Raw genomic sequence first — 25,200 nt, forward strand, 5'->3', positions numbered from 1 at the left:
CGTTCTGAGCGGACGTTCGCGTCCGTGTAAAATCGGGGGAGGCGGCTCATTGCCGTCTCCCTTCTTTGCATAGAGGCGGAGGACGTGGAATGAGCGGTTTTGTGCTGGCAATCGACCAGGGAACGACATCGACCCGGACGATCCTGTTCGACGGCCAGATGAAAGTCGCAGGCAGCGGGCAGCAGGAATTCACTCAGCATTACCCGGCGTCCGGCTGGGTCGAGCACGATCCGGAAGAGATCTGGTCGAGCGTTGTGGCAACGGTGAAGACCGCCCTGAGGACCGCGGGCCGCAATGCTTCCGAAGTCGCGGCGCTCGGCATCACCAATCAGCGCGAAACCGTCGTCATCTGGGACAAGACGACAGGCAAGCCGATCCATAACGCCATCGTCTGGCAGGACAGGCGCACCGCGCCGCTTTGCGAGAAGCTCAGGAAGCAGGGGCTGGAGAAGAAGTTCACCCGCAAGACCGGCCTGCTGCTCGATCCCTATTTCTCCGGCACCAAGATCGCCTGGATGCTCGACAAGGTTAAAGGCGCCAGGAAACGCGCCGAGAAGGGCGAATTGCTCGCCGGCACGATCGACAGTTTTTTGATCTGGCGGCTGACCGGCGGCAAGGTGCATGCCACCGACGCCACCAATGCCTCGCGTACGCTGGTTTACGACATCGCGGAGAATGCCTGGGACGACGAATTGCTGGCCATCCTCGATATCCCGGTGAAACTGCTCCCGGAGGTGAAGGACTGCGCCGACGACTATGGAATCACGGAGAAAAACCTGTTTGGTGCCGGGATAAGAATCCTCGGCGTCGCCGGCGACCAGCACGCCGCGACCATTGGCCAGGCTTGTTTCGAGCCGGGCATGATGAAATCCACCTATGGCACCGGCTGTTTTGCGCTGCTCAATACCGGCAGCGATCTGGTGCGTTCGAAGAACCGGCTGCTGACCACCATCGCTTACCGGCTGAACGGCAAGACGACCTATGCGCTGGAGGGGTCGATCTTCATCGCCGGCGCAGCCGTGCAATGGTTGCGCGACGGCATCAAGGTGATCGGCAAATCCGAGCAAAGCGGCGGACTTGCGGCCGAGGCCGACCCAACCCAGAACGTTTACCTGGTGCCGGCCTTTGTGGGCCTGGGCGCACCGCATTGGGATGCCGAGGCGCGCGGCGCCATTTTCGGGCTGACCCGCAATTCCGGCCCGGCGGAGTTTGCCCGCGCGGCCCTCGAAGCCGTCGCTTACCAGACCCGTGACTTGCTCGACGCCATGCGCAAGGACTGGAAGGGCGCCTCGGCCAAGACCGTGCTTCGCGTCGATGGCGGCATGGTGGCCTCCGACTGGACCATGCAGAGACTTGCCGACATCCTAGATGCCCCGGTCGATCGCCCGATCATTCTGGAGACGACCGCGCTCGGCGCCGCGTGGCTGGCCGGCTCGAAGGCGGGTGTTTGGCCAAAGGCCAAGGAATTCGCCAAGACTTGGGCGCTTGAACGGCGGTTTCAACCGGACATGGACGCTTCGACACGTTCCGCCAAGATTGCCGGTTGGCGAGATGCTGTGCGAAGGACGCTGAGCGTGCGATAAGAGGCATGCAACAAGGAGCGATCGGGCGGTGAGTGTCAGGCGAGAGGCAACGAAGCCAGGCTGGTATCCTGCGTGGCGCGATGAAGCCATCGAACAGCTGAATGTCAAGAATGCGGGTTTGCAGAGAGATTTCCATCTCGGCACTTGGGCACGCTATGACTACGACCTCACGGCTGGAAAGCTTCTGTTTTCCGAGAAAGGGGTGGTCAAGGTCGTCGCCAAGATCCAGATCGCAGGCTCGACCAGCACCAAGGCCAGCAACTGGCTCTGGGCGTGGTCGAATTCAAACTTGCCTGGCGATATCCTTAGCGACGCAAAGCTGGTTCGATCGTTTGGTGAGGAGAACGGCATCGACGAACTGGCCCAGGCGTATGTGGCGGATGCAGGCAACGACCTGGAAGCGCTCGGTTGGGAGCTGACGGCAGCGATGGTTCGAATCTGCAACGCGCCTGGAGCCTACCGTTCTCCGCGCGGTGATGGCGGAGGCCTGTATCTGATCTTGAAGACCATCGACTGGGCGAACTGACCCGGGCTCGCTTCTTTCAGGCCCAGATCCGAGCAGCCGACAGAGCCCATGCCGTCGAGGCACGGGCTCGGGCAACGACCCTGCTGCTGGCGCTCAGTAGGGCGAGACGCACTGACGGCGGGGACCGTAGTTCGGCTGGAACGTATTGTCCGACGCCCGATAGGACCGATAGCGATCATAGCACCACTGCACGTGCCCATCGCCACGATAGACGCGGTTCTGGTTGGCGATTGCGCCGGTAATCAGCGCGCCGGTGGCGAAGGCAGCCAGCGGAAACCAGAAATCTCCGTGGCGGCGATAGCCCGGACGGTATTCGCGATAGCCGCGATGCCCGCGCCAATACATGTCATCGTTGCGCGAATAGACCCGGTTGCGGGAAAAGTCGCGATTGAAGGTGCGGTGCCTGCGCCACTCCCGGTACTGCACGGTCTGCACATCCGATGAGAGACCTTGGCCAAGCGGCGTGTAATTTGGCTGCGCGTTGACTGGCACGATCTCCGCCGCGGCAAACGAAAGAGATAGCACGCTGGCCAACAAGCCTGATGCGATTCTGTTCATCGTTCTGCTCCTCGATTCGAAGGTGGATTGCCTGTCCCTTGTGGCAGGGGAACGGGCGTCCTTTGCAATTGTTCCGGGAAAAATACCAAGCCGCTGATTTGCGATAGCTCCCGCTGCTGACCTGCCACGAGAAGCCAATTTCGAAGGGCAATCCCGCCTTGCCGGGGCAGATCGAAAGGGCGCTGCAAGACCGCGGAAAAGCCCGGCCTGCAAGCGATCTTTTTCGGTTGACCGGCCGCGGCACTCTCCCTATGTTCCGCGCAATTTCGAGGGCGGCCTTTCGAGCCCGCGGGAGCGCGTAGCTCAGCCGGTAGAGCAACTGACTTTTAATCAGTAGGTCATGGGTTCGAATCCCATCGCGCTCACCACTATTTTAACGTTAAATATCAGTGGCTTAGGTGTCCTGGCGTTTGGACCAAAACCTGAACCGCGCGATTTTTTTCGCGATCCGCGCGACTTCTAAAAACCACTCCGTCAGTGACGACACGACAGATCGTGCGGCTCTTGCAGGGTTGATTCTGTAAGCCATTGATTTTGTTAAATTGCTGAATCCCGTCGCCGGAACTGCCCGCATGCTCGACACATCTTCGCGATTATCGAGGAACGATCCCGCCGCTGATGCATTTTCGCCTGTGACCAGCTCATTGAGGGAACGCAGGCCAATGAAGATCGCCCATGTCGCGCCGCTGTATGAATCCGTGCCGCCGAGACTCTATGGAGGCACCGAGCGCATCATCTCCTATCTCACCGAAGCGCTCGTCGAACTCGGCCACGACGTGACGTTGTTCGCCAGCGGCGATACGAAGACCTCTGCCCGGCTGGTGCCTTGCCGCGAACGGGCGCTTCGCCTCGATCCCCGCCCGCTGAAGTCGGAAATCGCGGCGCATCTGTCGATGCTCGACGAGGTGAGGAAACGGGCCGACGATTTTGATGTCATTCACTTCCATCTCAGCCATTTCCTGCATTTCCCGTTTTTTCGCCACATGCCGCACCGCACGGTGACGACGCCGCATGGCAGATTGGATTACGCGGACCTCGCACAGGCCTATGACCGGTTCCCACGCTTCCCGATGATTTCCATATCGCGCAGCCAGAGGGCTCGGTTTGCCTCCGCGAACTGGCTGGCTACGATCCACCACGGCTTGCCGCTCAACATCTACGAGCCCGATTTCGAGGCTGGTTCGGATGGTGTGTATCTGGCTTTCCTGGGCAGGATGTCGCGCGACAAGCGGCCGGACCGGGCAATCGAGATCGCCAGGCGCACCGGGCTGAAGCTCAAACTCGCGGCCAAGATCGGCGACGGCGACCGCGCCTATTTCGAGGAAGTCATCCAGCCGATGATCGACGGTGACCGCGTCGAATATGTCGGCGAGATCGGCGAGGAGCAGAAGAGCAGGTTTCTCGGCAATGCTGCCGCCTTGCTGTTTCCCATCGATTGGCCGGAGCCGTTCGGGCTTGCCGTGATCGAGGCGATGGCGTGCGGAACCCCCGTCATGGCCTGGAGTTGCGGCGCCATGCCCGAGATAATCGATCATGGCACGACCGGGTTCGTCGTAGAGACAATCGAAGATGCCGTCGCTGCAATGCCGGCTCTTCTGCAACTCGACAGGCGACGAATAAGAGCGATATTCGAAAGGCGGTTTTCAGCCGACAGGATGGCCAGGGATTATGTCGCGGCCTATTCTCGGATGAACAGCAGCGATGACGAGATCAAAGCTTCATAACACCGCACCCCGTTCAGAAACGAGCACGGGACAATCCTCTTGACCATCACCCAACTCGACGAGCGCAAGCTCGATCCGGCAATAGCGCTGGCCTCCCTTGACGAAACGGCACCGAGAGAGCCGCACCGGCTTTTCGCCCTCAAGCACGGCGATTGCTTTGCCGTCGCCGATGCCTATGGCGACGTACGAGGTGTCGGCGATGGATTTTTCCGCGACGACACGCGCGTGCTTTCCGAATTTCGCCTGGCGATCGGTGGCCGTTCGACGTCGCTGCTTGGCGCATCGCTCAGCCAGGACAATGTCCTTTTCACCACCAATCTGACCAATCTGCCGATCGAGAGCGCCGGTGGCCGGCCCATTCCGCAGGGCGCGATCCATATCGAACGCGTCAGGCTGCTGTGGCAGGACCGGTTGTATGAGCGCCTGACGCTTTCAAACTATAGCCAGGAACACTCGACGGTCCTGCTTTCGCTGCGCTTCGCCGCCGATTTTCGCGACATGTTCGAAGTTCGCGGCTCGACTCGTCCCAAGCGCGGCACTGCCCATACAGCCGAATTGGCCGAGAACTCGGTCACGCTTCGCTACGAAGGCCTGGACAAAGTCGTGCGCACGTCGGTCATATCGTTCTCGCAGACACCGGACGAGTTGACCGCCGAGCGGGCGGATTTTCTCATCGCCGTCACCAAGCGCAGCCGCAAGACGCTTTATGTGGAGGTCGGGACAGAGATAACGGATGCTCCCGAACGCGAGCGATTTCGCGCGGCAGCGGCCCGCGCGCGTTTTGGCATGCGCGCCAAGCGCCGCCATGGTGCAACGCTGCACAGCTCGGGCCGGGTGTTCAACGACTGGATAGAGCGGGCGCGCGCGGATGTCGCATTGCTCACCACCGAACTGGCGACCGGGCCATATCCCTATGCCGGCATTCCCTGGTTCTCGACGGCTTTCGGCCGGGACGGAGTGATCTCGGCCTTGCAGATGCTCTGGCTCAATCCCGGCCTGGCGCGCGGCGTGCTCGCTTTTCTGGCTCAGCATCAAGCTACCGAAACCTCGCCCTTCAGCGATTCCCAGCCCGGCAAGATCATGCATGAGACCCGCAAGGGCGAGATGACGGCGCTCAGCGAGCTGCCGTTCGGCCGCTACTATGGCGGTGTCGACACAACGCCGCTCTATGTCCATCTTGCCTGCGCCTACGCGGACCGCACCGGCGATACGGGCCTGATCGACAGCCTGTGGCCGTCACTGTGCGCCGCCGCCGAATGGATCGAGGCAGCAAGCCAGGCGACAGGCTTCGTCACCTACCGGCGCGCGGCGGAATCGGGCTTGGCCAACCAGGGATGGAAAGACAGCCTCGATTCCGTCTTTCATGCCGACGGCCGCATTCCGAAGGGGCCGATCGCGCTGGTCGAGGTCCAGGGCTATGTCTTCGCGGCGTTCGAGGGGCTGGCGAAACTGGCGCGACTGCGCGGCGAAACCGAAAGAGCCGAAGGCTGGGAGAAAAGTGCGTTTGATATCCGCCAGCGGGTCGAAAGCCAATTCTGGATCGAGGAATTAGGCTATTACGCGCTGGCCCTGGATGGCGATGGCCAACCTTGCAAGGTGCGCACGTCCAATGCCGGACACCTGCTCTACGTCGGCCTTCCCGAACCGGACCGTGCGCGTATCGTCGCAGACCAGCTGCTTTCGGCCTCGTTCCACTCCGGCTGGGGACTGCGAACGCTGGCGGACGACGCGATATTCTTCAACCCGATGTCGTATCACAACGGTTCGATCTGGCCGCACGACACCGCGATCTGCGCGGCCGGCCTGGCGCGATACGGCATCCGCGACAGCGTCGTGCGGCTGATGAGCGGAACGTTCGAATCCGCGGTCCATTTCAACATGCGCCTGCCCGAACTGTTCTGCGGATTTACGCGTGCACCGGGCGAGGCGCCTATTGCCTATCCGGTTGCCTGCCTGCCGCAGGCCTGGTCGGCGGGGTCCGCCTTCATGCTCATGCAGGCCTGCCTCGGCCTTCAGATCGACGGCTGGACCGGCGAAATCCAGGTGACAAGGCCGCGCTTGCCGATAGGCATCGATAATCTGGTGATCCGCCACCTCGCCGTGGGCGACGCATCGGTCGATTTGGTCTTCCAACGGGTCGGAGACCGCGTCGGCGCATTTCTGGCCGATCGCCATGAAGGGCTGGCGCAGTTGGTCGTCAGGAGCTGAAAATCGGAACCATCGCCGACCATGTGCGTTGCACAAAGGTCGGCGCAAGCGTGAGCCCGAGACCCACCGACGAACTTCCGATCGGAGAGCAGCCTAAATTCAATGACAGACAACAGTTTCGATCTTTTGCATTCCGCCTCCGCGCTATGGTTCGTCATTCTGGCCAGTCTTTGTGTTTCCATTGCCGCTCTGGCATTAACTGCCTTGCGCACACGCCGAATAAAACCTGGCTCATTTGGTACAGAGCCTCCGCCGGTTCGCGTCGTGCTGCGGGAATTCGAGAAGAATGGCCATTCCGCCGATGCGGCGCTGGTCAACTGGTCGCCCGAAACGCTGCGCGATATTTTGGCGAGGGAACTGCCTGACGCGCAGGTCATCGTGGTCTCCAATCGCGAACCCTACATCCACAATCTCAGGGACGACCACGTCGAACTGGTGGTGCCGGCCAGCGGACTCGTCTCCGCGCTGGAACCGATCACGCGCGCCTGTGCCGGAACCTGGATCGCCTATGGCGGCGGCTCGGCGGATCATCTCGTGGTCGATCGGGACGACCGCATCGAGGTCCCGCCAGAAAATCCGTCCTATACGTTGCGGCGTGTCTGGCTCACCGAGGAGGAACAGCAGGGCTACTATCTAGGCTTTGCCAATGAGGGTCTCTGGCCGTTGTGCCACATAGCCTTCACCCGCCCCATATTCCGAGCCTCCGATTGGGAAACATACGAAGCGGTCAACCGGAAATTCGCCGACACCGTTGTCGCCGAAGCCCGTAACGAACGCCCCATCGTCCTGGTTCAGGACTATCATTTCGCGCTGTTGCCGCGAATGATCCGGGAGCGGCTCCCTGACGCGATCGTCATCACCTTCTGGCACATTCCGTGGCCGAACTCGGAAGTGTTCAGCATCTGCCCGTGGCGGGAGAAGATCCTGGACGGGCTGCTGGGAAGTTCGATCATCGGTTTCCACACGCAGTTCCATTGCAACAACTTCATCGAAAGCGTCGACCGTTTCCTGGAGAGCAGGATCGAGCGCGAGGATTCGGCGATCACTTACGGCGGCCAAATCAGCCTGGTCCATGCCTATCCGATCTCGATCGAATGGCCTCCCGCGCAACTTGGGAAGATGCCCTCGGTCGCGCAGTGCCGCGACCGAGTTCGCAAGAAATTCGGCCTGGCGGACGATGTCAGCCTGTGCGTCGGGGTCGAGCGCCTCGACTACACCAAAGGCATTCTCGACCGTTTCAATGCGCTTGACGAACTGCTCAAGCAGCATCCGGAATGGATCGGCAAGGTGGCATTCCTGCAAATCGCGGCACCGAGCCGAGGCACCTTGCCTGCCTACCGGCAACTGCATGAGGAATGCCTGCGCTGCGCCGAGGAGATCAACCAACGTTACGGCAGCGAAGGCTACAAGCCTGTATTGATGGTGGCCGAGCACCATGCGCAGAATCAGGTCTACGAAATCTACCGTGCCGCCGACGTCTGCATGGTGACCAGCCTGCACGACGGCATGAACCTGGTTGCCAAGGAGTTTGTCGCCGCGCGCGACGACGAGCAGGGCGTGCTGATGCTCAGCATGTTTGCCGGCGCCTCGAAAGAGCTTCTCGAGGCGCTGATCGTCAACCCCTATGACGCCACCATGATGGCCGAGGCGCTGCTGCAGGCCTTGACCATGGCGCCCTCGGAGCAGCAGCAGCGCATGCATCGCATGCGCGAGATCGTCCGCGACAACAATGTCTATCGCTGGGCTGGCAGCATGCTTCTCGACGCCCCCCGTTTGCGAAAACGGGCCACGATCGACCCTGGTATCCGGCCGGGGCCGTCTACCGCCGCCAACGTGATATCGATACTCGATCGCAAACGGGTCGCGGCACTGTGATGTCCGGATCGCCAAACCTGCCAGCGCCGACCATGCCGCAAGGCCGATGGGCATTGTTCCTGGACATAGACGGCACCCTTCTCGAACATGCCGCCCATCCCGACGCGGTCGTCGTTGGCGATGAGCTGAGGGCCTTGCTACCAAGGCTGGAAGCGCGGGCGGGCGGAGCGCTGGCCTTCATCACCGGACGGTCGATCGCCGCCGTCGACCATCTCTTCCGGCCGCTCAAACTGCGCGCCGCCGGACTCTATGGCTTGGAGCACAGGCTTGAACCGGACGGGCCGGTCGAAGCGGCGGATGAGCCCGCCGACATTGCCGCATTGGCAAGGGAACTCGAGGCCGAGCTCAGCGGAAACGTCTATATCGAGCGCAAGGGTCCGATCCTGGCGGTTCACACGCGTGCGGCGCCACAATTGCTCCAGCGCGCCACACAGCTGGTCGAACAGGCACTGGACAGGCTCCCGGGGGGATATCGGGTTCTGGCCGGCAATGCCGGGGTGGAACTGATGCCGCTTGAGGCGGCGAAGGGCGCGGCCATCAGGCGTTTCATGCTGGAATCGGCTTTCGCTGGCCGCAGGCCGATATTCCTGGGAGACGATACATCGGACGAGAACGGCTTCGATGCCATCAATGAAATCGATGGCGTTTCGGTTCGTATAAAACCCCGCGGGCCGACCGCTGCGCGTTACGTGCTGGCTGATGTCAGCGAGGCGTTGGCTTGGCTGGATGTCGTAAGCCGGAGTGCCGAGAGAGTGGTTGATCCGGCCACCCCTGCAAAATGAGCAAAATCACCCTGGCGCGGCCAGCAGCGATTTTCTTAGGATTTCGAGTTGAAGGAGCCGTCAATGACCCAATTCACCAGTCTCATCGGCGAGATCATGCCTAACTGGCTACGCCGGCGCTCGCGCCGGAGTGTCAACCGAACCGACCCCAACTTCGATCCGTCGCGCCCCGAGGAAGCAGACGCGGTCTGGCGCAAAGTTGTCGAGAGAGATCTCTTTGGCGCAAATACGCAGGACTACGCGGAGACCGAAAAACGCGACCGCCACTGACGGCTGCTTCAGCTTTCCTCAAAAACCAGCGAAACATTGCCGCCGGCATGGCGTTCGAGCCGGCCGGCGAGGTCGAGTTCCAGGAGCACCATGAAGACCTGGGCCGGGTGCAGTCCGGTGTGGCGGATGATCTCGTCGACCGGCACCGGCGTCGGGCCGAGCGCCTCGATGACGCGGGCGCGGTCGCTCTCGCCAGGTGGCGGCGTGGCCGAAAAATCGGGCGGCTCTTCGAAGGGCGGCACGTCGGGCGCCCGCATACCGGTCAGCGGCGCGATTGCCCTGGAAATGTCGGATGCCTCGGTGACTAGCGTGGCGCCGTCCTTGAGCAGCCCGTTGGCGCCGGCGGCGCGCGGGTCGAGCGGTGAACCGGGCACCGCGAAAACGAGCCGGCCCATTTCGCCTGCAAGCCTGGCGCTGATCAGCGAGCCCGAACGTTGTGCGGCCTCGACCACCACCAAACCGAGGGCCGCACCGGCGACGAGACGGTTGCGGCGCGGAAAATCCTGGGCGCGCGGCTGCCAGCCGAACGGCATTTCCGAAATAACGGCGCCGCGTTCGGTGATTTCCTCGCACAGGCCAGCATTTTCGGGCGGATAGGGCAGGTCGAGGCCTCCGGCCAGGACGCCGATCGTGCCGGTCGAGAGACTGCCCTGATGCGCCGCCGTATCGATGCCACGCGCCAGGCCCGAGACGATACCATAGCCGTCGCGGCCAAGATCCGCCGCCAGCATGCGGGCCATCTTGATGCCGGCCAGCGATGCGTTGCGGGCGCCGACGATGGCCACTCCCGGCAGCTGGAACACAGCGGCATTGCCCTTGACCGCCAGCAGCGGCGGCGGATTGTCCATGCTGCGCAACAGCGGCGGATAGTCTGTTTCACCGATGCCGACGAAGCGCGCGCCGGTCCGCCGGGCTGTTTCCATCTCCGCCTCGGCTTCGGCAACGGAAGGGATACGGGCGATCCGGCTGGCGCCGCCGGAAATCATCAGTTCCGGCAGTATCTCCAGCGCCACTTCGGCCGAACCGAAGCGGTTGATCAGGTCGCGAAAGGAGGCTGGGCCGACATTCTGGGTGCGGATCAGCCTGAGCCAGCTCAGCCGCTGCCGGTCGCTGAGGCGCGGCCCGGCGGCGGGCTCGCTCACTCCTTGGCTCCGATCTTGCCCTCGGTGCCGGCAAGGAGCCGCGAAATGTTGGCCCGGTGCTTGATGAAGACGATGATGCTCATCACCGCGAACAGAGCGGCAATCTGCGGCGTGCTCAGGACAAAGAGCGCGATCGGCACGACGACAGCCGCCGCCAGCGCGGCCAGCGACGAGTAGCGGAAGAGGTATGCCACCACCAGCCAGACGAGGGCGAAGATCAGTGCTACCTGCCAGGCAATGCCGATCAGCACGCCGAGGTAAGTCGCGACGCCCTTACCGCCCTTGAAGCCCAGCCATGCCGGATAGAGATGACCGAGAAAGGCGCCAAGACCGGCCCAGATCGCCAATTCCGGTGCAAAATGGCCGGTAATCAAAACGGCCGCCGTTCCTTTCAGCGCATCAAGCAGCAACGTGGCTGCGGCAAGGCCCTTGTTGCCGGTGCGCAGCACGTTGGTGGCGCCGATATTGCCCGAGCCGATGTTGCGGACGTCGCCCAGGCCAGCGGCACGCGTCAGCAGCAGTCCGAACGGGATCGAGCCCAGAAGATAGCCGACCACCAAGGCCAGGATCAGGTTGTAAGTCATTGTTTCCCCCGCATTCCTCCAGTCTGATCAGATCCGGCGCGATGCGCGGCAGTTGGCTCAGGCCGAAAACACTGTGCGGCCCGCCACCAGCGTTTGCAAGACCTTGCCTTGCAGCCGCGCACCCTCGAAGCAGGTGTTTTTCGAGCGCGAACGAATGCCGCTCTCGCTGACGATCCAGGGCTCGTCGAGATCGACCAGCGCAAGATCTGCGACGGCGCCCGGCTTCAACGTGCCGCCAGGCAGGCCGAACAGCTTTGCCGGAGCGGTTGACAATGTCTCGATCAGCCGGAGCAGCGGCACGTCGCCATTGTGATAGAGCCGCAGAGCAGCGCCAAAGAGCGTCTCCAGCCCGATGGCGCCGGCCGCTGCATCGGCAAAGGGCAGGCGTTTGGTATCGACGTCCTGCGGATCGTGCGAGGAAACGATGACGTCGATCGTGCCATCCCTGACCGCCTCGATCATCGCCAGCCGGTCTTCCTCGGCGCGGAGCGGCGGCGTCAGGCGGAAGAAGGTGCGGTATTCGCCGACGTCGTTTTCGTTGAGCGACAGATTGTGGATCGACACGCCTGATGTCACGTTCGCGCCATCGGCTTTCGCACGCGCCACCGATCCAGCCGCCATCGCCGTCGAGATCTTCGCCGCGTGGTAGGAGCCTCGCGTCAGGCGCGCCAGAGCCAGATCGCGTTCCAGCGGAATGGATTCGGCTTCGCGCGGGATGCCGGAAAGGCCAAGCCAGCTCGCATAGAGACCCTCGTTCATGACGCCGGCCGAGGCGAGGTCGGCGTCCTGCGTCTCATGGACGATCATGGCGCCGAAATCGCGCGCGTAAGTCAGCGCGCGGCGCATCACCAACGCGCTCGATATGGTGTGGCGGCCATCGGTGAAGGCGACGGCGCCGGCCTCGCGCAGCAGGCCGAACTCGGTCATCTCGCGGCCGTCGAGGCCTTTGGTGATCGCCGCCGCCGGAAAGATGTTGACGATTGCCGTGTCCTTGGCGGTACGCAGCACGAACTCGACCAGCGCCACATTGTCGATCACCGGATCGGTATCGGGCATCATGACGATCGAAGTGACGCCGCCGGCTGCCGCCGCGACACTCGCCGAAGCGATGGTTTCGCGATGCTCGCCACCCGGCTCGCCGATGAAGACGCGTCCATCGACGAGGCCTGGAATGATGGTCTTGCCGGCGCAGTCGATGACGGTCGCGCCCTCGGGCGCGCCCTGGTTCAGCGCGGCCTTGCCGGCGGCGGCGATCTTCCTTCCTTCGACGATGACGGAGCCGACTTCGTCGATGCCGCGCGAGGGATCGACGATGCGGGCGCGCTGGAAGACCGTCGTGCTCATGCGCCGCGACCCTGTTGATTGAGGCCCTCTTGATTGCGACGGGGATCGAGCAGCGCTTCCATGACCGCCATGCGCACGGCGACACCCATCTCGACCTGTTCCTGGATGACGCTTTGCGGACCATCGGCGATTTCCGAGGCGATCTCGACGCCCCGGTTCATCGGGCCTGGATGCATCACCAGCGCGTCGTCCTTGGCTGCCTTAAGCTTCTCGGCATCGAGGCCGAAATAGCGGAAATATTCGCGAACCGAAGGCACGAAGGCGCCTTCCATCCGCTCGCGCTGCAGGCGCAGCATCATTACCACGTCGGCGTCCTTGAGACCCTCGGCCATCGAGCGGGAGACGATGACGCCCATCTTGTCGATGCCCGAGGGCAGCAGCGTCGACGGTGCAACGACGCGCACCTGGGCGCCGAGCGCGTTGAGCAGCATGATGTTGGAGCGCGCCACGCGCGAATGCAGTATGTCGCCGCAGATCGCCACGATCAGCTTCGAGAGCGGTCCCTTGGCGCGACGGATGGTCAGCGCGTCGAGCAGCGCCTGTGTCGGGTGCTCGTGCGCGCCGTCGCCGGCATTGACCACGGAGCAGCCGACCTTCTGCGCCAGCAGGGCGGCGGCACCCGCGGATTGATGGCGGATGATCAGGATGTCGGGCCGCATGGCGTTGAGCGTCATCGCCGTATCGATCAGCGTCTCGCCCTTCTTCACCGAGGAACTGGCTACCGACATGTTCATGACATCGGCGCCGAGCCGCTTTCCGGCGAGTTCGAAGGACGACTGCGTGCGCGTCGAGGCTTCATAGAAAAGGTTGATCTGGGTGCGGCCGCGCAGCGTCGAGGTCTTTTTCTCGGATTGCCGCGAGATCGCGACTGCCCGATCCGCCCTATCGAGCAGAAGCTCGATGTCGGCCGGCGAAAGATCGCGGATGCCTAGAAGATGGCGGTGAGGGTAGAGTGGCAGGGACGAAGCGTCGGTCATCTCAAGGGGCTGCTATAGGGTGCGGATTTTGTGCCCGCAAGCGCCAGCTTTGGATTGAAGCCGTTCTCCCCGGTATTTTCGTCGCGTGCATTGCATGGCTTGGTCTATATCTAGCCGACGGCCTTGGATTCGTGGCTTTCCGACGATAAGGACCTTTCTACCGATAGAAGGATTGGGCGTGACCGACGACGTGACCAACCAGCCGCCGCCGCTGACGGGCGGCAACGCCTGGCGGGGCGATCCGTTGCTGATCCAACTCGCCGAGCGCTTTTCCGATCCGGTGCGCAAGGATCTCGACGGGCTTGGCCGTTTCGTCCTCACGCAGGAAGCGCAAGAACTGGCCCGTCTCGCCAATGTCGAGACACCGAAGCTCAGGACGCATGACCGCCAGGGACGGCGTATCGACCTGGTCGAGTTCCACCCCGCCTATCACGCCTTGATGCGCCGCTCGGTGGCCAATGGGCTGCATTCCTCGGTGTGGGAAAACGGCGACGCCGAGATCGGCCGCCGCCATCAGGTGCGCGCCGCCCGCTTCTACCTGACGGCCGAGCTCGAGACCGGGCATCTCTGTCCCATCACCATGACCAGCGCTTCGCTGGCGGCATTGATGGCCAGCCCAAAGCTGTTTCGCGAATGGGCCCCGCGCGTGACGACGCGCAAATATGACCAGAGCCAAAAACCGCCGGTCGAGAAGAGCGGGCTGACGCTCGGCATGGGCATGACCGAGAAGCAGGGCGGCACCGATGTGCGCGCCAACGTGACGAAAGCCGAACGCGCCGGCAGCGGATTCTATCGCCTGACGGGCCACAAATGGTTCATGTCGGCGCCGATGTCGGATGCCTTCCTGGTGCTGGCGCAGGCGCCGGAGGGACTGTCGTGCTTCCTGGTGCCGCGTGTTCTCGGTGATGGCTCGGGCAACGGGTTCCGTTTCCAGCGGCTGAAGGACAAGCTCGGCAACCGCTCCAACGCGTCTTCCGAAGTGGAATTCGTCAATGCCATCGGCGAGATGGTCGGCGAACCCGGCGCCGGCGTGAAGACAATCATGGACATGGTGACGTTGACGCGGCTGGATTGCGCCGTGGCGTCCTCGGCGATCATGCGCGCCGGCCTCGCCGAGGCCATTCATCATGCCCGCCATCGCCAGGTGTTCGGCTCGACGTTGATCGAACAGCCGCTGATGCAGCGCGTGCTGGCCGACATGGCGCTCGACGTCGCCGCCGCCACGGCATTGTCGTTCCGGCTGGCGCGTTCCTTCGACGAGGCGGCCAGCGACCGCGGCGAGGCGGCGTTTGCCCGTGCCATGACGCCGGTCGTCAAATACTGGGTCTGCAAGATCGCGCCGCCGCTGCTCTACGAGGCGATGGAGTGTCTTGGCGGCAATGGTTATGTCGAGGAGGCACCGCTCGCCCGCTACTATCGCGAAGCCCCGGTCAACGCGATCTGGGAAGGGTCGGGCAATGTCATGGCGCTCGATGTGCTGCGCGTGCTTGGCCGCGCGCCCGGCCTGTTCGATGACGTCCTGGCCGGCATCGATCGTGACCTGGGGGCCGGCGGGCGAGGCACGATCGGCGTGCTGAAGGCGGCGATGCAGGTCGCCGCGACCGACGAGGGCTCGGCGCGTCTGCTTACCGAGCAACTGGCGCTTTCGGCGGCGGCGGCGGAATTGCGCCGGCTGGGGGCAGGGCGGATCGCCGATGCTTTCGTCGAGACGCGCCTAGCCGGCCAATGGCGCACCACCTATGGCATGCTCGATTCGCGTCACGACGCCCGGATGATCATCGACACGCTCTATCCGCCGGTGAATTGAGCCCGGCGCTGTCCAAAACCGGGTCCGCCCCGATTTGAGGCGCCGGCGAACATCCGTATGTGCCGTGCCCGACGGCGTTAACCTTAACAAATGGTTTCCGTTGCGAGGGGCGTCGGCAAGGCCCACTGTCCTGCCGGAGCGAGGAATGGTTCAGATTGGCTGTTCCTTGCTTTGCGAAGCAGGAATTTCGATGCGACACGTATTGACCTCTTTTTTGTCCGTGCACTGGGCGATCGTCTTTGCCTTGCTGGCGCTGATCTGCATCGACGGAAACCGTGGTGTGGCAGCGGCGCTCGGCGTGCTCGGCGTAACCATCGAGAGTGCCCGGTTTGCCGACCTCGAAAATGTCGTCGTGGTCGCGCCCTTGGCGATCGCATTGCTTGTCGTGGCGGTGCTGTTCTTCTGGGCCTTTGTCGACACGCTGGTCAGCGATGCGACCAAGCTGGAGGCCGACAGCGTCGTGCGCATCGCCTTCATTTCCGCTTCCGGCGTACTGTCGATGATCCTGATCGGTGGCGCCGCGCAAGGCATTAACGGCCTTTTCATGGTCGTTGCCGTGCAACTCGCCGCACTTCAGGCGTCCTATGTCGCGATGCTTGCCGAACGGCGCTCCGCGGCCGCGCTGGTCGAGGGCGATATCCACGTCACGGCGCACGGCATGGCGAAAGCCGCGGCCCATATTTCATTGCTCTCGCTGATCTCGGGCCGGACCGGCTCGACCCGGAACGGAGGCCAGTGATGCGTTACATCTTCGCATTGTGGGCCGCCCCGATGGCGCTTTTCTGGGGCTGGTTCTACCTGTCGCTCAACGACATGAATTTCGGCTATGTCATGCTGACCCGGCAACTGCACGATTTCGTGTTCCAGCTCTACGGCGAACTGCTCGGCATCGATCCGGCCATTATCCCCGGCATGGTGGCGAAGGCCTGCGTGTTCGACGGCCTGCTTCTGATCGCGATATGGGCATTTCGCCGCCGCCGCGAAATTCTGGGCTGGATCAAGCGGCGTTGGGCGGGTCCGGTTCCGTTCGAGCGGCTGCATCGAGTGACTGAAGCCGGTCCAAAACTCCCTGCAGAATAAAGGCGGCTGCAGCCGAATCGATCTTGCCGGCGCGTTTGGCGCGCGAGAAATCCATTTCGATCAGGGTCCGTTCGGCCGCGACCGTCGACAATCTTTCATCCCAGAAAACGAAGGGCAGGTCGCTTATCTGCGCCATGTTGCGCACGAAGGCGCGCGATTTCTGTGCGCGCGGCCCTTCGGACCCATCCATATTGATCGGCAGCCCAATCGCCACTGCTCCGACGTTCTCTTTCTTCAGCAAGGCCAGTAGAACGGCGGCGTCGAGCGAGAACTTTCTGCGCATGATGACCGGTCGCGGATGGGCGAAGGAGAACCCCCGGTCCGAAACCGCGACGCCGATCGTCTTGTCGCCGAGGTCGAGCCCGGCCAGCGTCTTGCCGCCGGCAAGGCGGCCCGGCAATTCCTCGATCGTGATAATGCTCAACGGCAGTCCTTCGCCTTTTCAACGCCGCGCGTTATGTCGAAACACGCGGTGGATGCAGGAACCCTTTGATCTCTGGGCTATCGGCGTTCTATCCTCTGGCACGGCAAAAATCGAGGAACGTATTGATGAAACTGACCTGGTATGGCCACTCCGCCTTCCGCATCGAAACCGGCGACGTCAAGATTCTCGTCGATCCCTATCTGATCGGCAACCCGTCGTGGACGGGCGGCTGGGAAGGGCCGGCAGAGGACGTAACGCATGTGCTGCTGACGCATGGCCATAGCGACCATATCAGCGGCGCGCTGGAAGTGCTGGGCAAAAGCGGCGCCCAACTGGTCGCCAATTTCGAGATCTGCATGTATCTGGTCGGCAAGGGCGTCAGCGACAAGAAGATCAACCCGGGCAACATCGGTGGCACCGTCGATTGCGGCGGCTTCACCACCACTTTCGTCCAGGCATTGCATTCCTCCTCGTTTGGCGAAGAAGGTGGCAAGAATGTCTATCTCGGCAATCCGGGCGGCCTCGTCCTGCATTTCCCGCAGGACAAAACGCTCTACCACATGGGTGACACCGATATCTTTTCCGACATGGCGCTGATCAACGAGTTGCATGAACCCAAGATCGGCATCGTGCCGATCGGCGACCGCTTCACCATGGGGGGCGCGGTGGCAGCACTTGCCTGCCAGCGCTTCTTCAAGTTCGAAGCCGTTGTCCCTTGCCACTTCGGCACGTTTCCGATGATCGATCCGACCGCCGACAAGTTCGAGGCCGGACTGGAAGGATCCGGCGTGAAGGTGGCATTGCCCGGGATTGGCGAGACGATTACGATCTAGAGGCAGCAAAAATGGAACGAGAGCATGGTGTTGAGACAATCTCTTTGCGTGTCCATGTTTGTCGCGGCGTCGCCTGCGCTTGCCGCGGATGATTTCATCGAGGGCGTCTACCTTCAGTCCGAAGAGCTTTGCGCACAGGCCAAAAAAGATACGCTGCAGACGCTGATCGACGCCGGCAACATCGTGCTTTCGGCCCATGGTCTGCAAAGCGTCGAGTACAATTGCGAGTTCGTTCAGGTCAGCAAGGCGACAGCTTCGCCAAGCTGGGCGGTGACGGCAATCTGCCAGGAACCGGGCTATGTCTTTCCGGATGTCCTCTCGGTGACGCAAATGAACCCGAAGCAAGTCGATCTCGTGTCGGTCCGGCCCATTGACGACGAAAGCTCGGCAAGCGGCAACGGCGGCAGCTACTATCTGTGCGACGGCGTGGCGCTGCCATAGACGGCATCCTGGCGGCGACCAATGGCCGAAGCGCCGGCCGCCACGGCTGCACGATGGATGTTGCGCCATGCGCGCGGCGCCGCTATAGCCCCGGACTGGTTTTCCCCGAGGCAAAACATGTCCGTTGATGTCAAGACAGTGAAGCGCGTAGCGCATCTCGCCCGCATCGCAGTGAGCGAGGAAGATGCCGAACGCATGACAGGCGAGCTGAACGCCATCCTTGGCTTTGTCGAGCAGTTGAACGAGGTCGACGTTTCCGGAATCGAGCCGATGACCTCGGTGACGCCGATGGAGATGAAGAAGCGCCAAGACGTCGTCACCGACGGCAGCAAGGCCGCCGACATCGTCGCCAATGCGCCGGCGACCGACGAAAATTTCTTCCTCGTTCCGAAGGTCATGGAGTAGCGCGCCGATGGCAATCGAGATCGCCATCGAGACGCCACTGCAGGACGATGTGCGCGGGCTGGTCAACGAGCTCAACGAAACCTTGCTCGAACTGACGCCGCAGGAGCATTGCTACCACCTGACGGTCGAGCAGATGGCCGGCGAGGATACGACCGTTTTCATCGCCCGCGACGACGGCCTGGCCATCGGCTGCGGCGCGCTGAAGCGCCACGACGGCGCCATCGGCGAGGTCAAGCGCATGTACACGCGGCCTTCGCATCGCGGCCGCAAGATCGGCGCTGGGATCATCGAGCGGATCGAGGCGCTGGCGCGCGATGAGGGGTTGACGCGGCTTGTGCTGGAGACGGGCGACCGTCATCCCGCCGCCTGGACAGTCTACGAACGCGCCGGGTTTTCGCGTTGCGGCCCGGTACTGGATTATCCCGATTCCGAGTGGTCGGTGTTTTACGAAAAGAGCCTTTGATGAGCGACCTGACCCAGCTGACGATTTCGCAGGCCCGCGCCAAGCTGCGCGGCAAGGAAATCACCGCCACCGAGATCACCGAAGCCTATCTCTCGGCCATTGATCGCGCCAATCCGGCGCTCAATGCGTATGTGGAGGTCACCGGCGACAAGGCGCGCGACATGGCCAAGACGTCCGACGCCAGGCTTGTCAAGGGCGAGGGCGGTGCGCTGGAAGGCATCCCGCTCGGTATCAAGGACCTGTTCGGCACCGAAGGCGTCCACACCCAGGCCTGCAGCCATGTGCTCGACGGTTTCAAGCCGCGCTACGAATCGACCGTCACGGCCAACTTATGGGCCGACGGTGCGGTCATGCTGGGCAAGCTCAACATGGACGAATTCGCCATGGGCTCGTCCAACGAGACTTCCTATTACGGTCCGGTCATCAATCCGTGGCGGCGCTCGCGCCTCGACACGGTGGTGATGCCGACGACGCATCAGGGCGATGGCGGTTTTGTCTCCGCCGGCGGCACCAGGACAGCGCGCAGCCTGGACAATGCGCAGCTGGTGCCGGGTGGTTCTTCCGGCGGGTCGGCTACCGCCGTCTCGGCGTTCCTGTGCGCCGGCGCGACTGCGACGGACACTGGCGGTTCGATCCGCCAGCCGGCCGCGTTCACCGGCACGGTCGGCATCAAGCCGACCTATGGCCGCTGTTCGCGCTGGGGCATCGTCGCCTTCGCCTCGTCGCTCGATCAGGCCGGGCCGATCGCCCGCGACGTGCGCGATGCCGCGATCCTGCTCAAATCCATGGCCTCCGTCGATCCGAAGGACACGACCTCGGTCGATCGCCCAGTGCCGGATTACGAGGCTGCGATCGGCAAGCCGATCAAGGGCATGAAGATCGGCATTCCCAAGGAATACCGCGTCGACGGCATGCCCGAAGAGGTCGAGGCGCTGTGGCAGAAAGGCATTGCCTGGCTGAAGGACGCGGGCGCCGAGATCGTCGACATCTCCTTGCCACACACGAAATACGCGCTGCCGGCCTACTATATCGTGGCGCCCGCCGAGGCCTCCTCTAACCTCGCCCGCTATGACGGCGTCCGCTACGGCTTGCGCGTACCGGGCAAGGATATCGCCGAGATGTACGAGAAGACCCGAGCCGCCGGCTTCGGCCGTGAGGTCAAGCGCCGCATCATGATCGGAACCTATGTGCTGTCGGCCGGCTATTACGACGCCTACTATCTGCAGGCGCAGAAAGTGCGCAGTTTGATCAAGCGCGACTTCGAGACTGTCTTCGCCGCGGGCGTCGACGTCATTCTGACCCCGGCAACGCCGTCCGCCGCCTTCGGCATCGCCGACGAGGACATGGCCGCCGATCCGGTCAAGATGTATCTCAACGACATCTTCACCGTCACCGTGAACATGGCCGGCCTGCCGGGCATCGCCGTGCCCGCCGGCCTCGACGCCAAGGGACTGCCGCTCGGCCTGCAGCTGATCGGCAGACCGTTCGAGGAAGAGACGCTGTTCCAGACGGCCGCCGTCATCGAGCGGGCAGCCGGCACGTTCCAGCCGGAGAAGTGGTGGTAAGATCTTCTCTCATCTAGCGTATGACCCCGAAAGGGTGCGCGGCGCTGTAATGGGGTGAGGGATGTTCTTCTATGTTTCCAAGATCTTCTGGTTCTTCATCCAGCCGCTTAATCTGGCTACCTTTCTGCTGCTGGCAGGACTGATCGCGGCCATGGTCGGCCGCCGTCGGCTTGCCGCCGCCGGCAGCGTGCTTTCCTTTCTGATCCTTGCTCTGTCGGCCTGGACATCGCTCGGCGCATTGCTCCTCAACCCGCTGGAGGAACGCTTTCCACGCCCGCCGCTGCCGCAGAGGATCGATGGGATCGTCGTGCTCGGTGGCGGCTTCGAGGGCGGGATCAACCTGGCGCGCGGCGGCTATGAGCTGAATGCCGGCGGCGACCGGATGGTCGAAACCGCCGTGCTGGCGCGGCGCTTTCCTGATGCGAGGGTGGTCGTCTCCGGCGGCAATGGCGAACTGTTCCTCGACGGCGAGGGCGATGCCGACACCGGGCCGCGCCTGCTTGGCGCGCTCGGGGTGGCGCCGGAACGCCTGATCCTCGAGAACAAATCCCGCAACACCTACGAGAATGCCGTCTTCACCAAGGCGTTGATAACGCCTAAACCCGGGGAAACCTGGTTGCTGGTGACCTCGGCCTTTCACATGCCTCGTGCCAAGGCGCTGTTCGACAAGGCCGGCTTCGCGACCGTGCCCTGGCCGGTGGATTACCGCACGTCGGGGCGCGAGGGCATCGGAGTGTTCCGCGACAATCCGGCCGACTCGCTGCAAGCCACGACCTTCGCGATTCGCGAATGGATAGGACTCTTTGCCTATTGGCTTTCGGGCCGCATCGATCAACCTTTCCCTGCGCCGGGCGGCTGACCGATCACGGCGCGTCGCGCTGCCGAGAAGAACTGGCGCCGCACCAGAACGGACAACAGCAGAAGCGTCGACAGCACGAACACCAGCGGGTCGACGAACCAGCCGAGATAACCGATCGAGAAGAACACGCCCCGCAGGCCCGAGTTGAAATGCTTGCCGGCAAGCATGTTCATCTGCGCCGCGCGCCACACTGCTGTCTCGGTGACCGGGTTGCGCGAGGCTTCGCCATGCGGGATAGGCACGGCGCCGATCAGGATCGTGCAATAGTTGAACAGCCGGTAGGCCCAGCCGAATTTGAAGAAGGAAAAGGCGAGGATCAGCACTAGCCCCAACACCTTTATCTGGAAGGCCGAGCGCGACGGCGCGCCGCCCAAGGGCAGGCTGCTCAGCACTTCAAGGACCCGGTCGGACGCGCCCAGCAGGGCAAAGCAGCCGCCGAGCGCGATCAGCGAACTGGAGGCGAAGAAGGCGGTTCCCTGCTGCAGGCCGCTCATGATGGCGGTGTCGACGATGCGGATCTCGCGCTCGGCCATGGTGCGCATCCAGGCTTGCCGCTGCGTATCCATAGCCCTCGTCAGCGACATGCGGCTGACCAGCTTGCCGTCGGAGGCGAGCGTATGCAGCACCCATGCGGCGAGGAAAAAGGCCAGTGCCATTAGATCGGCTGAGGAAAGATCGAGGGAATCGCCCATGCGTTGAATTTATCATATCCAGCCAGCGCTTCGATCGCCGTATGTGGCGATCGACAACCAATGTCGCTGCCGGAGCAAACAAGGTCGGCAGGTGCTGCGCCGCGATCTTGAAAAGAGCGGAAACATCCGGGGAGTTCCTATATGTAGTCCTCGACGTGATGCCAGGAGACAACGTGTTCCTTTCGGTTTTCGACCTGTTCAAGATCGGCATCGGACCCTCGAGTTCGCACACGATGGGTCCGATGACGGCCGCGCGGCGGTTCCTCGACGAGGTGGCGGGTGACGACTGGCCTCGTCCGGCCGGCGCCAAGGTTGCCCGTATCGGCGCCAGCCTGCATGGTTCGCTTGCCTACACCGGCATCGGACACGGCAGCGACCGCGCCGTCATTCTCGGCCTCGCCGGCCAGACCCCGCAAACAGTCGATCCCGACCAGGCCGACGGCATTGTCAGCCATATCGCCGCGGAGAGGCTGATATCGCCGCCCGGCCATCCATCCTATCGCTTCGACCCGGCCACCGACCTGGTGCTGGATCGCAAGACGCCGCTCGCCGGCCATGCCAACGGCATGGCGTTCTATGCCTACGACGCCGGCGGCCGACTGCTGCTCAAGCGCATCTATTATTCGATCGGCGGCGGTTTCGTGGTCTCTGAAGAAGAGTTGCAGCGGATGAAGGCCAAGGGGTCGGTGACGACCGAAGGCAAGAAAGTGCCGTATCCCTTCAAGAATGCCGTCGAGATGTTGGCGATGGCGGGCAAAAGCGGCCTCTCCATCGCCGACATGAAGCGCGTCAATGAGGAAACGCAGATGTCGCGCGAGGAGCTCGATGCCGGGCTCGACGGCATCTGGAATGCCATGAAGAGATGCATCGATCGCGGCCTGTCGCAGGACGGCATCATGCCGGGCGGGCTGAAGGTGCGCCGACGCGCCAGGCAACTCCACGACAAGCTGCAGGAGCAGTGGCAGCAGAACCGGCCCAACCCGCTGCTCGCCAATGATTGGTTGTCGATCTACGCGATGGCGGTCAACGAGGAGAACGCGGCCGGCGGGCGCGTCGTCACCGCGCCGACCAACGGCGCGGCGGGTACATTGCCGGCGGTGCTGCGCTACTGGCTGCATTTCCATCCCGAGGCGGACCAGCCGAGCATCCGCGATTTCCTGCTCACGGCAGCGGCCGTCGGCGGCATCATCAAGACGAATGCATCGATCTCGGGCGCCGAGGTCGGCTGCCAGGGCGAGGTGGGTTCCGCCTCGGCAATGGCGGCGGCCGGTCTGTGCGCCGTCATGGGCGGCACGCCCGAGCAGGTCGAGAACGCCGCCGAGATCGCGCTGGAGCATCACCTCGGCATGACCTGCGATCCGGTCGGCGGGCTGGTGCAGGTACCGTGCATCGAGCGCAATGCGCTGGGTGCGGTCAAGGCGGTGACGGCGGCGTCACTTGCCATAAAGGGCGACGGCATCCATTTCGTGCCGCTCGACGCGGCGATCGAAACCATGCGCCAGACCGGCCTCGATATGAACGAGAAGTACAAGGAAACCAGCCTGGGTGGTCTTGCCGTCAACGTTGTCGAGTGCTGAGCCAGCGTCTGGCACTGTGGAGAACTCGTTCAGGCCGTTGACGCGTTCGTGCGCCGGATTAAATCTTCGAAAATGGCTCTCAATCTCCTAAAGCTTTGCGTCGGCTGCGACAGCGTCGAGGATCTCGAGGAATGGATCGCGTTCCGCCTCGAGGAACGGCACCGGGCGGGCGAACCGGCCGAGCACTGGCACACGACCCGCATGGTGCCGACGCGCGGCAAGGAGATCACCGACGGAGGTTCGCTCTATTGGGTGATCAAGGGCAACGTGCAATGCCGGCAGTTGATCACCGAGATCCGGCCGTTCACCGATGACGATGGTATCCGCCGCTGCCATCTGATGCTTGATCCCGAGGTGGTGCGCACCGACTGGCAGCCGCGCCGGGCTTTCCAGGGCTGGCGTTACCTGAAACCATCGGATGCGCCGGCCGACCTCGGCAAAGGCAAGGCGGGGCTGGTCGAGATGCCGCCGAAACTCAGGCGCGAGCTTGCGGATTTGGGCTTGCTGTAAATCCAATTGTCACACTGGCGCGCTCTTCTGCACCAGCCGCCGCCGGTCGGTGGCCCTCAACCTTGCCTTGTACTGGTCTTGCAAGCCGCGCAACAACGCCACATCTTGAAATCTGTGAGCGACGAGAACCTCTTGTGTGGCGATCCTCTCCTTGTCCGGGAAGGCCATGATTCCGGCACAGAAAAAGTGTTGAACGAAATCACGCGGTGTCTGGTCGGACAAGGGACCGCGGGGCGGTAGGAAATGTTAGGCGCAATTATCGTCCTGGTCGTGTTGGTTCTGGTGCTGCTGAGCGTAGCCACCGCGTTTCTGCGTGCCGACCCAGCGAGGTTGGCGGGCTCGATGAGAGCGCTGGGGCCAATCTTGCTGGCCCTGGTGGGTGCCGCGGTGCTCGCTGTCGGTCGCGGAGGGATCAGCGGCATAATCCTGGTCGCGGCAATCGCATGGTACGGCATTACGCGCATGGCCTGGCCGAAATCCAGGCCGGCGCCCCGAAGGCGTTCAACCGTGCGAACGGCCGCGCTGGAGATGGAACTAGATCATGATACGGGCGGCCTCGAGGGCCTGGTTCTTGCCGGCCGCCACGACGGCAAGATGCTTGGCGCGATGGGACGTGCCGAACTGATGCAGCTGTTTCGCGAACTTTCAGGCGATCGCGAGAGCCGGCAATTGCTAGAGACGTATCTTGACGGCAGATTTCCCGTCTGGCGCAAACACGCTGAGACGGACAGTGGCGAAGGGCTGGGTATTGCGCCAAGTGCGGGCGCCATGACTAAGGAGGAGGCCTACAAGGTCCTTGGTCTTGAAGCGGGGGCCGCCGCGGCGGATGTCCGCAAAGCGCACCGCCGCCTGATGCAGCGCCTGCACCCCGATGTCGGCGGCACGTCTTTCCTGGCGGCGCGGATCAACGAAGCCAAGGACGTCTTGCTCTCCAATCACAACTAGTCTCCTTCGACGCAGAATTTTTCCGG

General features: G+C 63.0%; 26 protein-coding genes and 1 tRNA gene. 20 read left to right on the plus strand and 7 right to left on the minus strand.

The features are described from left to right. Nucleotides 1-89 precede the first annotated feature (89 nt). Together glpK and NKJ26_RS00585 are read left to right on the plus strand one after the other, a co-directional pair. Nucleotides 90-1,583: a glycerol kinase GlpK gene (gene glpK, locus NKJ26_RS00580; RefSeq protein WP_352692934.1), complete on the plus strand. Its 1,494-nt coding sequence runs from the start codon at nucleotides 90-92 to the stop codon at nucleotides 1,581-1,583. 28 nt (nucleotides 1,584-1,611) lie between these two features. Beyond that, on the plus strand, nucleotides 1,612-2,109 hold the full coding sequence (locus NKJ26_RS00585) for a DUF6882 domain-containing protein (RefSeq protein WP_352692936.1): 498 nt from the start codon (nucleotides 1,612-1,614) through the stop codon (nucleotides 2,107-2,109). A 93-nt stretch (nucleotides 2,110-2,202) separates the two neighbouring features. Here NKJ26_RS00585 and NKJ26_RS00590 read toward each other — a convergent pair whose 3' ends face one another. Next, nucleotides 2,203-2,667 carry a BA14K family protein gene (locus NKJ26_RS00590; protein ID WP_352599298.1) on the minus strand — a complete coding sequence of 155 codons (465 nt, stop codon included), beginning with the start codon at nucleotides 2,665-2,667 and terminating at the stop codon, nucleotides 2,203-2,205. A gap of 292 nt (nucleotides 2,668-2,959) precedes the next feature. Between NKJ26_RS00590 and NKJ26_RS00595 the strand changes: the two genes are divergently transcribed. The 6 genes from NKJ26_RS00595 to NKJ26_RS00620 all read left to right on the plus strand — a co-directional run bounded on the left by NKJ26_RS00595 (nucleotide 2,960) and on the right by NKJ26_RS00620 (nucleotide 9,526). Further along, nucleotides 2,960-3,035 (plus strand) — tRNA-Lys (locus NKJ26_RS00595). 294 nt (nucleotides 3,036-3,329) lie between these two features. After that, complete coding sequence (locus tag NKJ26_RS00600; RefSeq protein ID WP_352692938.1) at nucleotides 3,330-4,391, plus strand: glycosyltransferase family 4 protein; 1,062 nt, start codon at nucleotides 3,330-3,332, stop codon at nucleotides 4,389-4,391. Between the two features lie 45 nt (nucleotides 4,392-4,436). Next, nucleotides 4,437-6,599, plus strand: coding sequence for an amylo-alpha-1,6-glucosidase (locus tag NKJ26_RS00605; protein WP_352599373.1), 2,163 nt, complete (start codon nucleotides 4,437-4,439; stop codon nucleotides 6,597-6,599). Nucleotides 6,600-6,701: 102 nt separating this feature from the next. Further along, nucleotides 6,702-8,474: an alpha,alpha-trehalose-phosphate synthase (UDP-forming) gene (locus tag NKJ26_RS00610; protein WP_352692940.1), complete on the plus strand. Its 1,773-nt coding sequence runs from the start codon at nucleotides 6,702-6,704 to the stop codon at nucleotides 8,472-8,474. Then, nucleotides 8,474-9,256, plus strand: a complete 783-nt coding sequence (gene otsB / locus NKJ26_RS00615) for a trehalose-phosphatase (RefSeq protein WP_352692942.1) — start codon at nucleotides 8,474-8,476, stop codon at nucleotides 9,254-9,256. Before NKJ26_RS00610 ends, otsB begins: the two co-directional genes overlap by 1 nt. A gap of 63 nt (nucleotides 9,257-9,319) precedes the next feature. After that, complete coding sequence (locus NKJ26_RS00620) at nucleotides 9,320-9,526, plus strand: hypothetical protein (RefSeq protein WP_352599305.1); 207 nt, start codon at nucleotides 9,320-9,322, stop codon at nucleotides 9,524-9,526. Nucleotides 9,527-9,534: 8 nt separating this feature from the next. On the opposite strand, the gene dprA is transcribed toward NKJ26_RS00620, so the two are convergent. Genes dprA through NKJ26_RS00640 form a run of 4 tightly spaced genes read right to left on the minus strand, consistent with a single transcriptional unit; the run spans nucleotide 9,535 to nucleotide 13,573 of the window. Then, nucleotides 9,535-10,668, minus strand: a complete 1,134-nt coding sequence (gene dprA, locus NKJ26_RS00625; protein ID WP_352692945.1) for a DNA-processing protein DprA — start codon at nucleotides 10,666-10,668, stop codon at nucleotides 9,535-9,537. Further along, nucleotides 10,665-11,252: a glycerol-3-phosphate 1-O-acyltransferase PlsY gene (gene plsY / locus NKJ26_RS00630; protein ID WP_352599309.1), complete on the minus strand. Its 588-nt coding sequence runs from the start codon at nucleotides 11,250-11,252 to the stop codon at nucleotides 10,665-10,667. The genes dprA and plsY overlap by 4 nt, the downstream gene beginning before the upstream one ends. Before the next feature lie 57 nt (nucleotides 11,253-11,309). Further along, nucleotides 11,310-12,596 carry a dihydroorotase gene (locus NKJ26_RS00635; RefSeq protein ID WP_352692947.1) on the minus strand — a complete coding sequence of 429 codons (1,287 nt, stop codon included), beginning with the start codon at nucleotides 12,594-12,596 and terminating at the stop codon, nucleotides 11,310-11,312. Then, nucleotides 12,593-13,573 (minus strand): aspartate carbamoyltransferase catalytic subunit, encoded by a 981-nt coding sequence (locus tag NKJ26_RS00640; protein WP_352692949.1) that lies wholly within the window; start codon nucleotides 13,571-13,573, stop codon nucleotides 12,593-12,595. Before NKJ26_RS00640 ends, NKJ26_RS00635 begins: the two co-directional genes overlap by 4 nt. 178 nt (nucleotides 13,574-13,751) lie before the next feature. On the opposite strand from NKJ26_RS00640, the gene NKJ26_RS00645 reads away from it, so the two are divergent. The 3 genes from NKJ26_RS00645 to NKJ26_RS00655 all read left to right on the plus strand — a co-directional run bounded on the left by NKJ26_RS00645 (nucleotide 13,752) and on the right by NKJ26_RS00655 (nucleotide 16,460). Further along, nucleotides 13,752-15,380 carry a DNA alkylation response protein gene (locus tag NKJ26_RS00645; RefSeq protein ID WP_352599315.1) on the plus strand — a complete coding sequence of 543 codons (1,629 nt, stop codon included), beginning with the start codon at nucleotides 13,752-13,754 and terminating at the stop codon, nucleotides 15,378-15,380. A 190-nt stretch (nucleotides 15,381-15,570) separates the two neighbouring features. Beyond that, nucleotides 15,571-16,119, plus strand: a complete 549-nt coding sequence (locus NKJ26_RS00650) for a hypothetical protein (protein ID WP_352599317.1) — start codon at nucleotides 15,571-15,573, stop codon at nucleotides 16,117-16,119. Beyond that, complete coding sequence (locus tag NKJ26_RS00655; RefSeq protein ID WP_352692952.1) at nucleotides 16,119-16,460, plus strand: DUF6105 family protein; 342 nt, start codon at nucleotides 16,119-16,121, stop codon at nucleotides 16,458-16,460. The genes NKJ26_RS00650 and NKJ26_RS00655 overlap by 1 nt, the downstream gene beginning before the upstream one ends. Here NKJ26_RS00655 and ruvX read toward each other — a convergent pair. Further along, a complete protein-coding gene (gene ruvX / locus NKJ26_RS00660) occupies nucleotides 16,378-16,884 on the minus strand; it encodes a Holliday junction resolvase RuvX (RefSeq protein WP_352599321.1) in 507 nt (168 codons plus the stop codon). The two genes, NKJ26_RS00655 and ruvX, sit on opposite strands and share 83 nt — an antisense overlap. 125 nt (nucleotides 16,885-17,009) lie before the next feature. Here ruvX and NKJ26_RS00665 point away from each other — a divergent pair, with 125 nt between their 5' ends. The 6 genes from NKJ26_RS00665 to NKJ26_RS00690 all read left to right on the plus strand — a co-directional run bounded on the left by NKJ26_RS00665 (nucleotide 17,010) and on the right by NKJ26_RS00690 (nucleotide 21,450). Beyond that, entirely contained in the window at nucleotides 17,010-17,717 is a 708-nt protein-coding gene (locus tag NKJ26_RS00665) for a metal-dependent hydrolase (RefSeq protein ID WP_352692954.1), read from the plus strand. A 24-nt stretch (nucleotides 17,718-17,741) separates the two neighbouring features. Next, entirely contained in the window at nucleotides 17,742-18,158 is a 417-nt protein-coding gene (locus NKJ26_RS00670; RefSeq protein ID WP_352692956.1) for a hypothetical protein, read from the plus strand. Between the two features lie 117 nt (nucleotides 18,159-18,275). Next, a complete protein-coding gene (gene gatC / locus NKJ26_RS00675; RefSeq protein ID WP_352692958.1) occupies nucleotides 18,276-18,563 on the plus strand; it encodes an Asp-tRNA(Asn)/Glu-tRNA(Gln) amidotransferase subunit GatC in 288 nt (95 codons plus the stop codon). Nucleotides 18,564-18,570: 7 nt separating this feature from the next. After that, nucleotides 18,571-19,026, plus strand: coding sequence for a GNAT family N-acetyltransferase (locus tag NKJ26_RS00680; RefSeq protein WP_352692960.1), 456 nt, complete (start codon nucleotides 18,571-18,573; stop codon nucleotides 19,024-19,026). Beyond that, the gene (locus NKJ26_RS00685) at nucleotides 19,026-20,591 is read left to right on the plus strand and encodes an amidase (protein ID WP_352692962.1); all 1,566 of its coding nucleotides are present in this window, start codon (nucleotides 19,026-19,028) and stop codon (nucleotides 20,589-20,591) included. The genes NKJ26_RS00680 and NKJ26_RS00685 overlap by 1 nt, the downstream gene beginning before the upstream one ends. Before the next feature lie 61 nt (nucleotides 20,592-20,652). Continuing rightward, on the plus strand, nucleotides 20,653-21,450 hold the full coding sequence (locus NKJ26_RS00690; protein WP_352692964.1) for a YdcF family protein: 798 nt from the start codon (nucleotides 20,653-20,655) through the stop codon (nucleotides 21,448-21,450). Here the strand turns inward: NKJ26_RS00690 and NKJ26_RS00695 are convergent. Next, nucleotides 21,423-22,142: a DUF599 domain-containing protein gene (locus NKJ26_RS00695; RefSeq protein ID WP_352692966.1), complete on the minus strand. Its 720-nt coding sequence runs from the start codon at nucleotides 22,140-22,142 to the stop codon at nucleotides 21,423-21,425. The genes NKJ26_RS00690 and NKJ26_RS00695 overlap by 28 nt on opposite strands. 173 nt (nucleotides 22,143-22,315) lie before the next feature. On the opposite strand from NKJ26_RS00695, the gene NKJ26_RS00700 reads away from it, so the two are divergent. The 3 genes from NKJ26_RS00700 (at nucleotide 22,316) to NKJ26_RS00710 (ending at nucleotide 25,174) form a co-directional block, all read left to right on the plus strand. Further along, on the plus strand, nucleotides 22,316-23,719 hold the full coding sequence (locus NKJ26_RS00700; protein ID WP_352692967.1) for an L-serine ammonia-lyase: 1,404 nt from the start codon (nucleotides 22,316-22,318) through the stop codon (nucleotides 23,717-23,719). 72 nt (nucleotides 23,720-23,791) lie between these two features. Continuing rightward, complete coding sequence (locus tag NKJ26_RS00705) at nucleotides 23,792-24,229, plus strand: DUF1489 family protein (RefSeq protein WP_352692970.1); 438 nt, start codon at nucleotides 23,792-23,794, stop codon at nucleotides 24,227-24,229. A 243-nt stretch (nucleotides 24,230-24,472) separates the two neighbouring features. Next, nucleotides 24,473-25,174, plus strand: coding sequence for a DnaJ domain-containing protein (locus tag NKJ26_RS00710; RefSeq protein ID WP_352692972.1), 702 nt, complete (start codon nucleotides 24,473-24,475; stop codon nucleotides 25,172-25,174). Nucleotides 25,175-25,200 lie beyond the last annotated feature (26 nt).

It is taken from the genome of Mesorhizobium sp. M0152 (assembly GCF_040322415.1).
Taxonomy (GTDB): Bacteria; Pseudomonadota; Alphaproteobacteria; order Rhizobiales; family Rhizobiaceae; genus Mesorhizobium.

Coding starts and splice junctions, on each gene's coding strand:
- glpK (WP_352692934.1), top strand. CDS start 90: ATGAGCGGTTTTGTGCTGGCAATCGACCAGGGAACGACATCGACCCGG.
- NKJ26_RS00590 (WP_352599298.1), bottom strand. CDS start 2,667: ATGAACAGAATCGCATCAGGCTTGTTGGCCAGCGTGCTATCTCTTTCG.
- NKJ26_RS00600 (WP_352692938.1), top strand. CDS start 3,330: ATGAAGATCGCCCATGTCGCGCCGCTGTATGAATCCGTGCCGCCGAGA.
- NKJ26_RS00610 (WP_352692940.1), top strand. CDS start 6,702: ATGACAGACAACAGTTTCGATCTTTTGCATTCCGCCTCCGCGCTATGG.
- otsB (WP_352692942.1), top strand. CDS start 8,474: ATGTCCGGATCGCCAAACCTGCCAGCGCCGACCATGCCGCAAGGCCGA.
- NKJ26_RS00620 (WP_352599305.1), top strand. CDS start 9,320: ATGACCCAATTCACCAGTCTCATCGGCGAGATCATGCCTAACTGGCTA.
- plsY (WP_352599309.1), bottom strand. CDS start 11,252: ATGACTTACAACCTGATCCTGGCCTTGGTGGTCGGCTATCTTCTGGGC.
- NKJ26_RS00635 (WP_352692947.1), bottom strand. CDS start 12,596: ATGAGCACGACGGTCTTCCAGCGCGCCCGCATCGTCGATCCCTCGCGC.
- NKJ26_RS00640 (WP_352692949.1), bottom strand. CDS start 13,573: ATGACCGACGCTTCGTCCCTGCCACTCTACCCTCACCGCCATCTTCTA.
- NKJ26_RS00650 (WP_352599317.1), top strand. CDS start 15,571: ATGCGACACGTATTGACCTCTTTTTTGTCCGTGCACTGGGCGATCGTC.
- NKJ26_RS00655 (WP_352692952.1), top strand. CDS start 16,119: ATGCGTTACATCTTCGCATTGTGGGCCGCCCCGATGGCGCTTTTCTGG.
- NKJ26_RS00665 (WP_352692954.1), top strand. CDS start 17,010: ATGAAACTGACCTGGTATGGCCACTCCGCCTTCCGCATCGAAACCGGC.
- NKJ26_RS00670 (WP_352692956.1), top strand. CDS start 17,742: ATGGTGTTGAGACAATCTCTTTGCGTGTCCATGTTTGTCGCGGCGTCG.
- gatC (WP_352692958.1), top strand. CDS start 18,276: ATGTCCGTTGATGTCAAGACAGTGAAGCGCGTAGCGCATCTCGCCCGC.
- NKJ26_RS00680 (WP_352692960.1), top strand. CDS start 18,571: ATGGCAATCGAGATCGCCATCGAGACGCCACTGCAGGACGATGTGCGC.
- NKJ26_RS00685 (WP_352692962.1), top strand. CDS start 19,026: ATGAGCGACCTGACCCAGCTGACGATTTCGCAGGCCCGCGCCAAGCTG.
- NKJ26_RS00690 (WP_352692964.1), top strand. CDS start 20,653: ATGTTCTTCTATGTTTCCAAGATCTTCTGGTTCTTCATCCAGCCGCTT.
- NKJ26_RS00695 (WP_352692966.1), bottom strand. CDS start 22,142: ATGGGCGATTCCCTCGATCTTTCCTCAGCCGATCTAATGGCACTGGCC.
- NKJ26_RS00705 (WP_352692970.1), top strand. CDS start 23,792: ATGGCTCTCAATCTCCTAAAGCTTTGCGTCGGCTGCGACAGCGTCGAG.
- NKJ26_RS00710 (WP_352692972.1), top strand. CDS start 24,473: ATGTTAGGCGCAATTATCGTCCTGGTCGTGTTGGTTCTGGTGCTGCTG.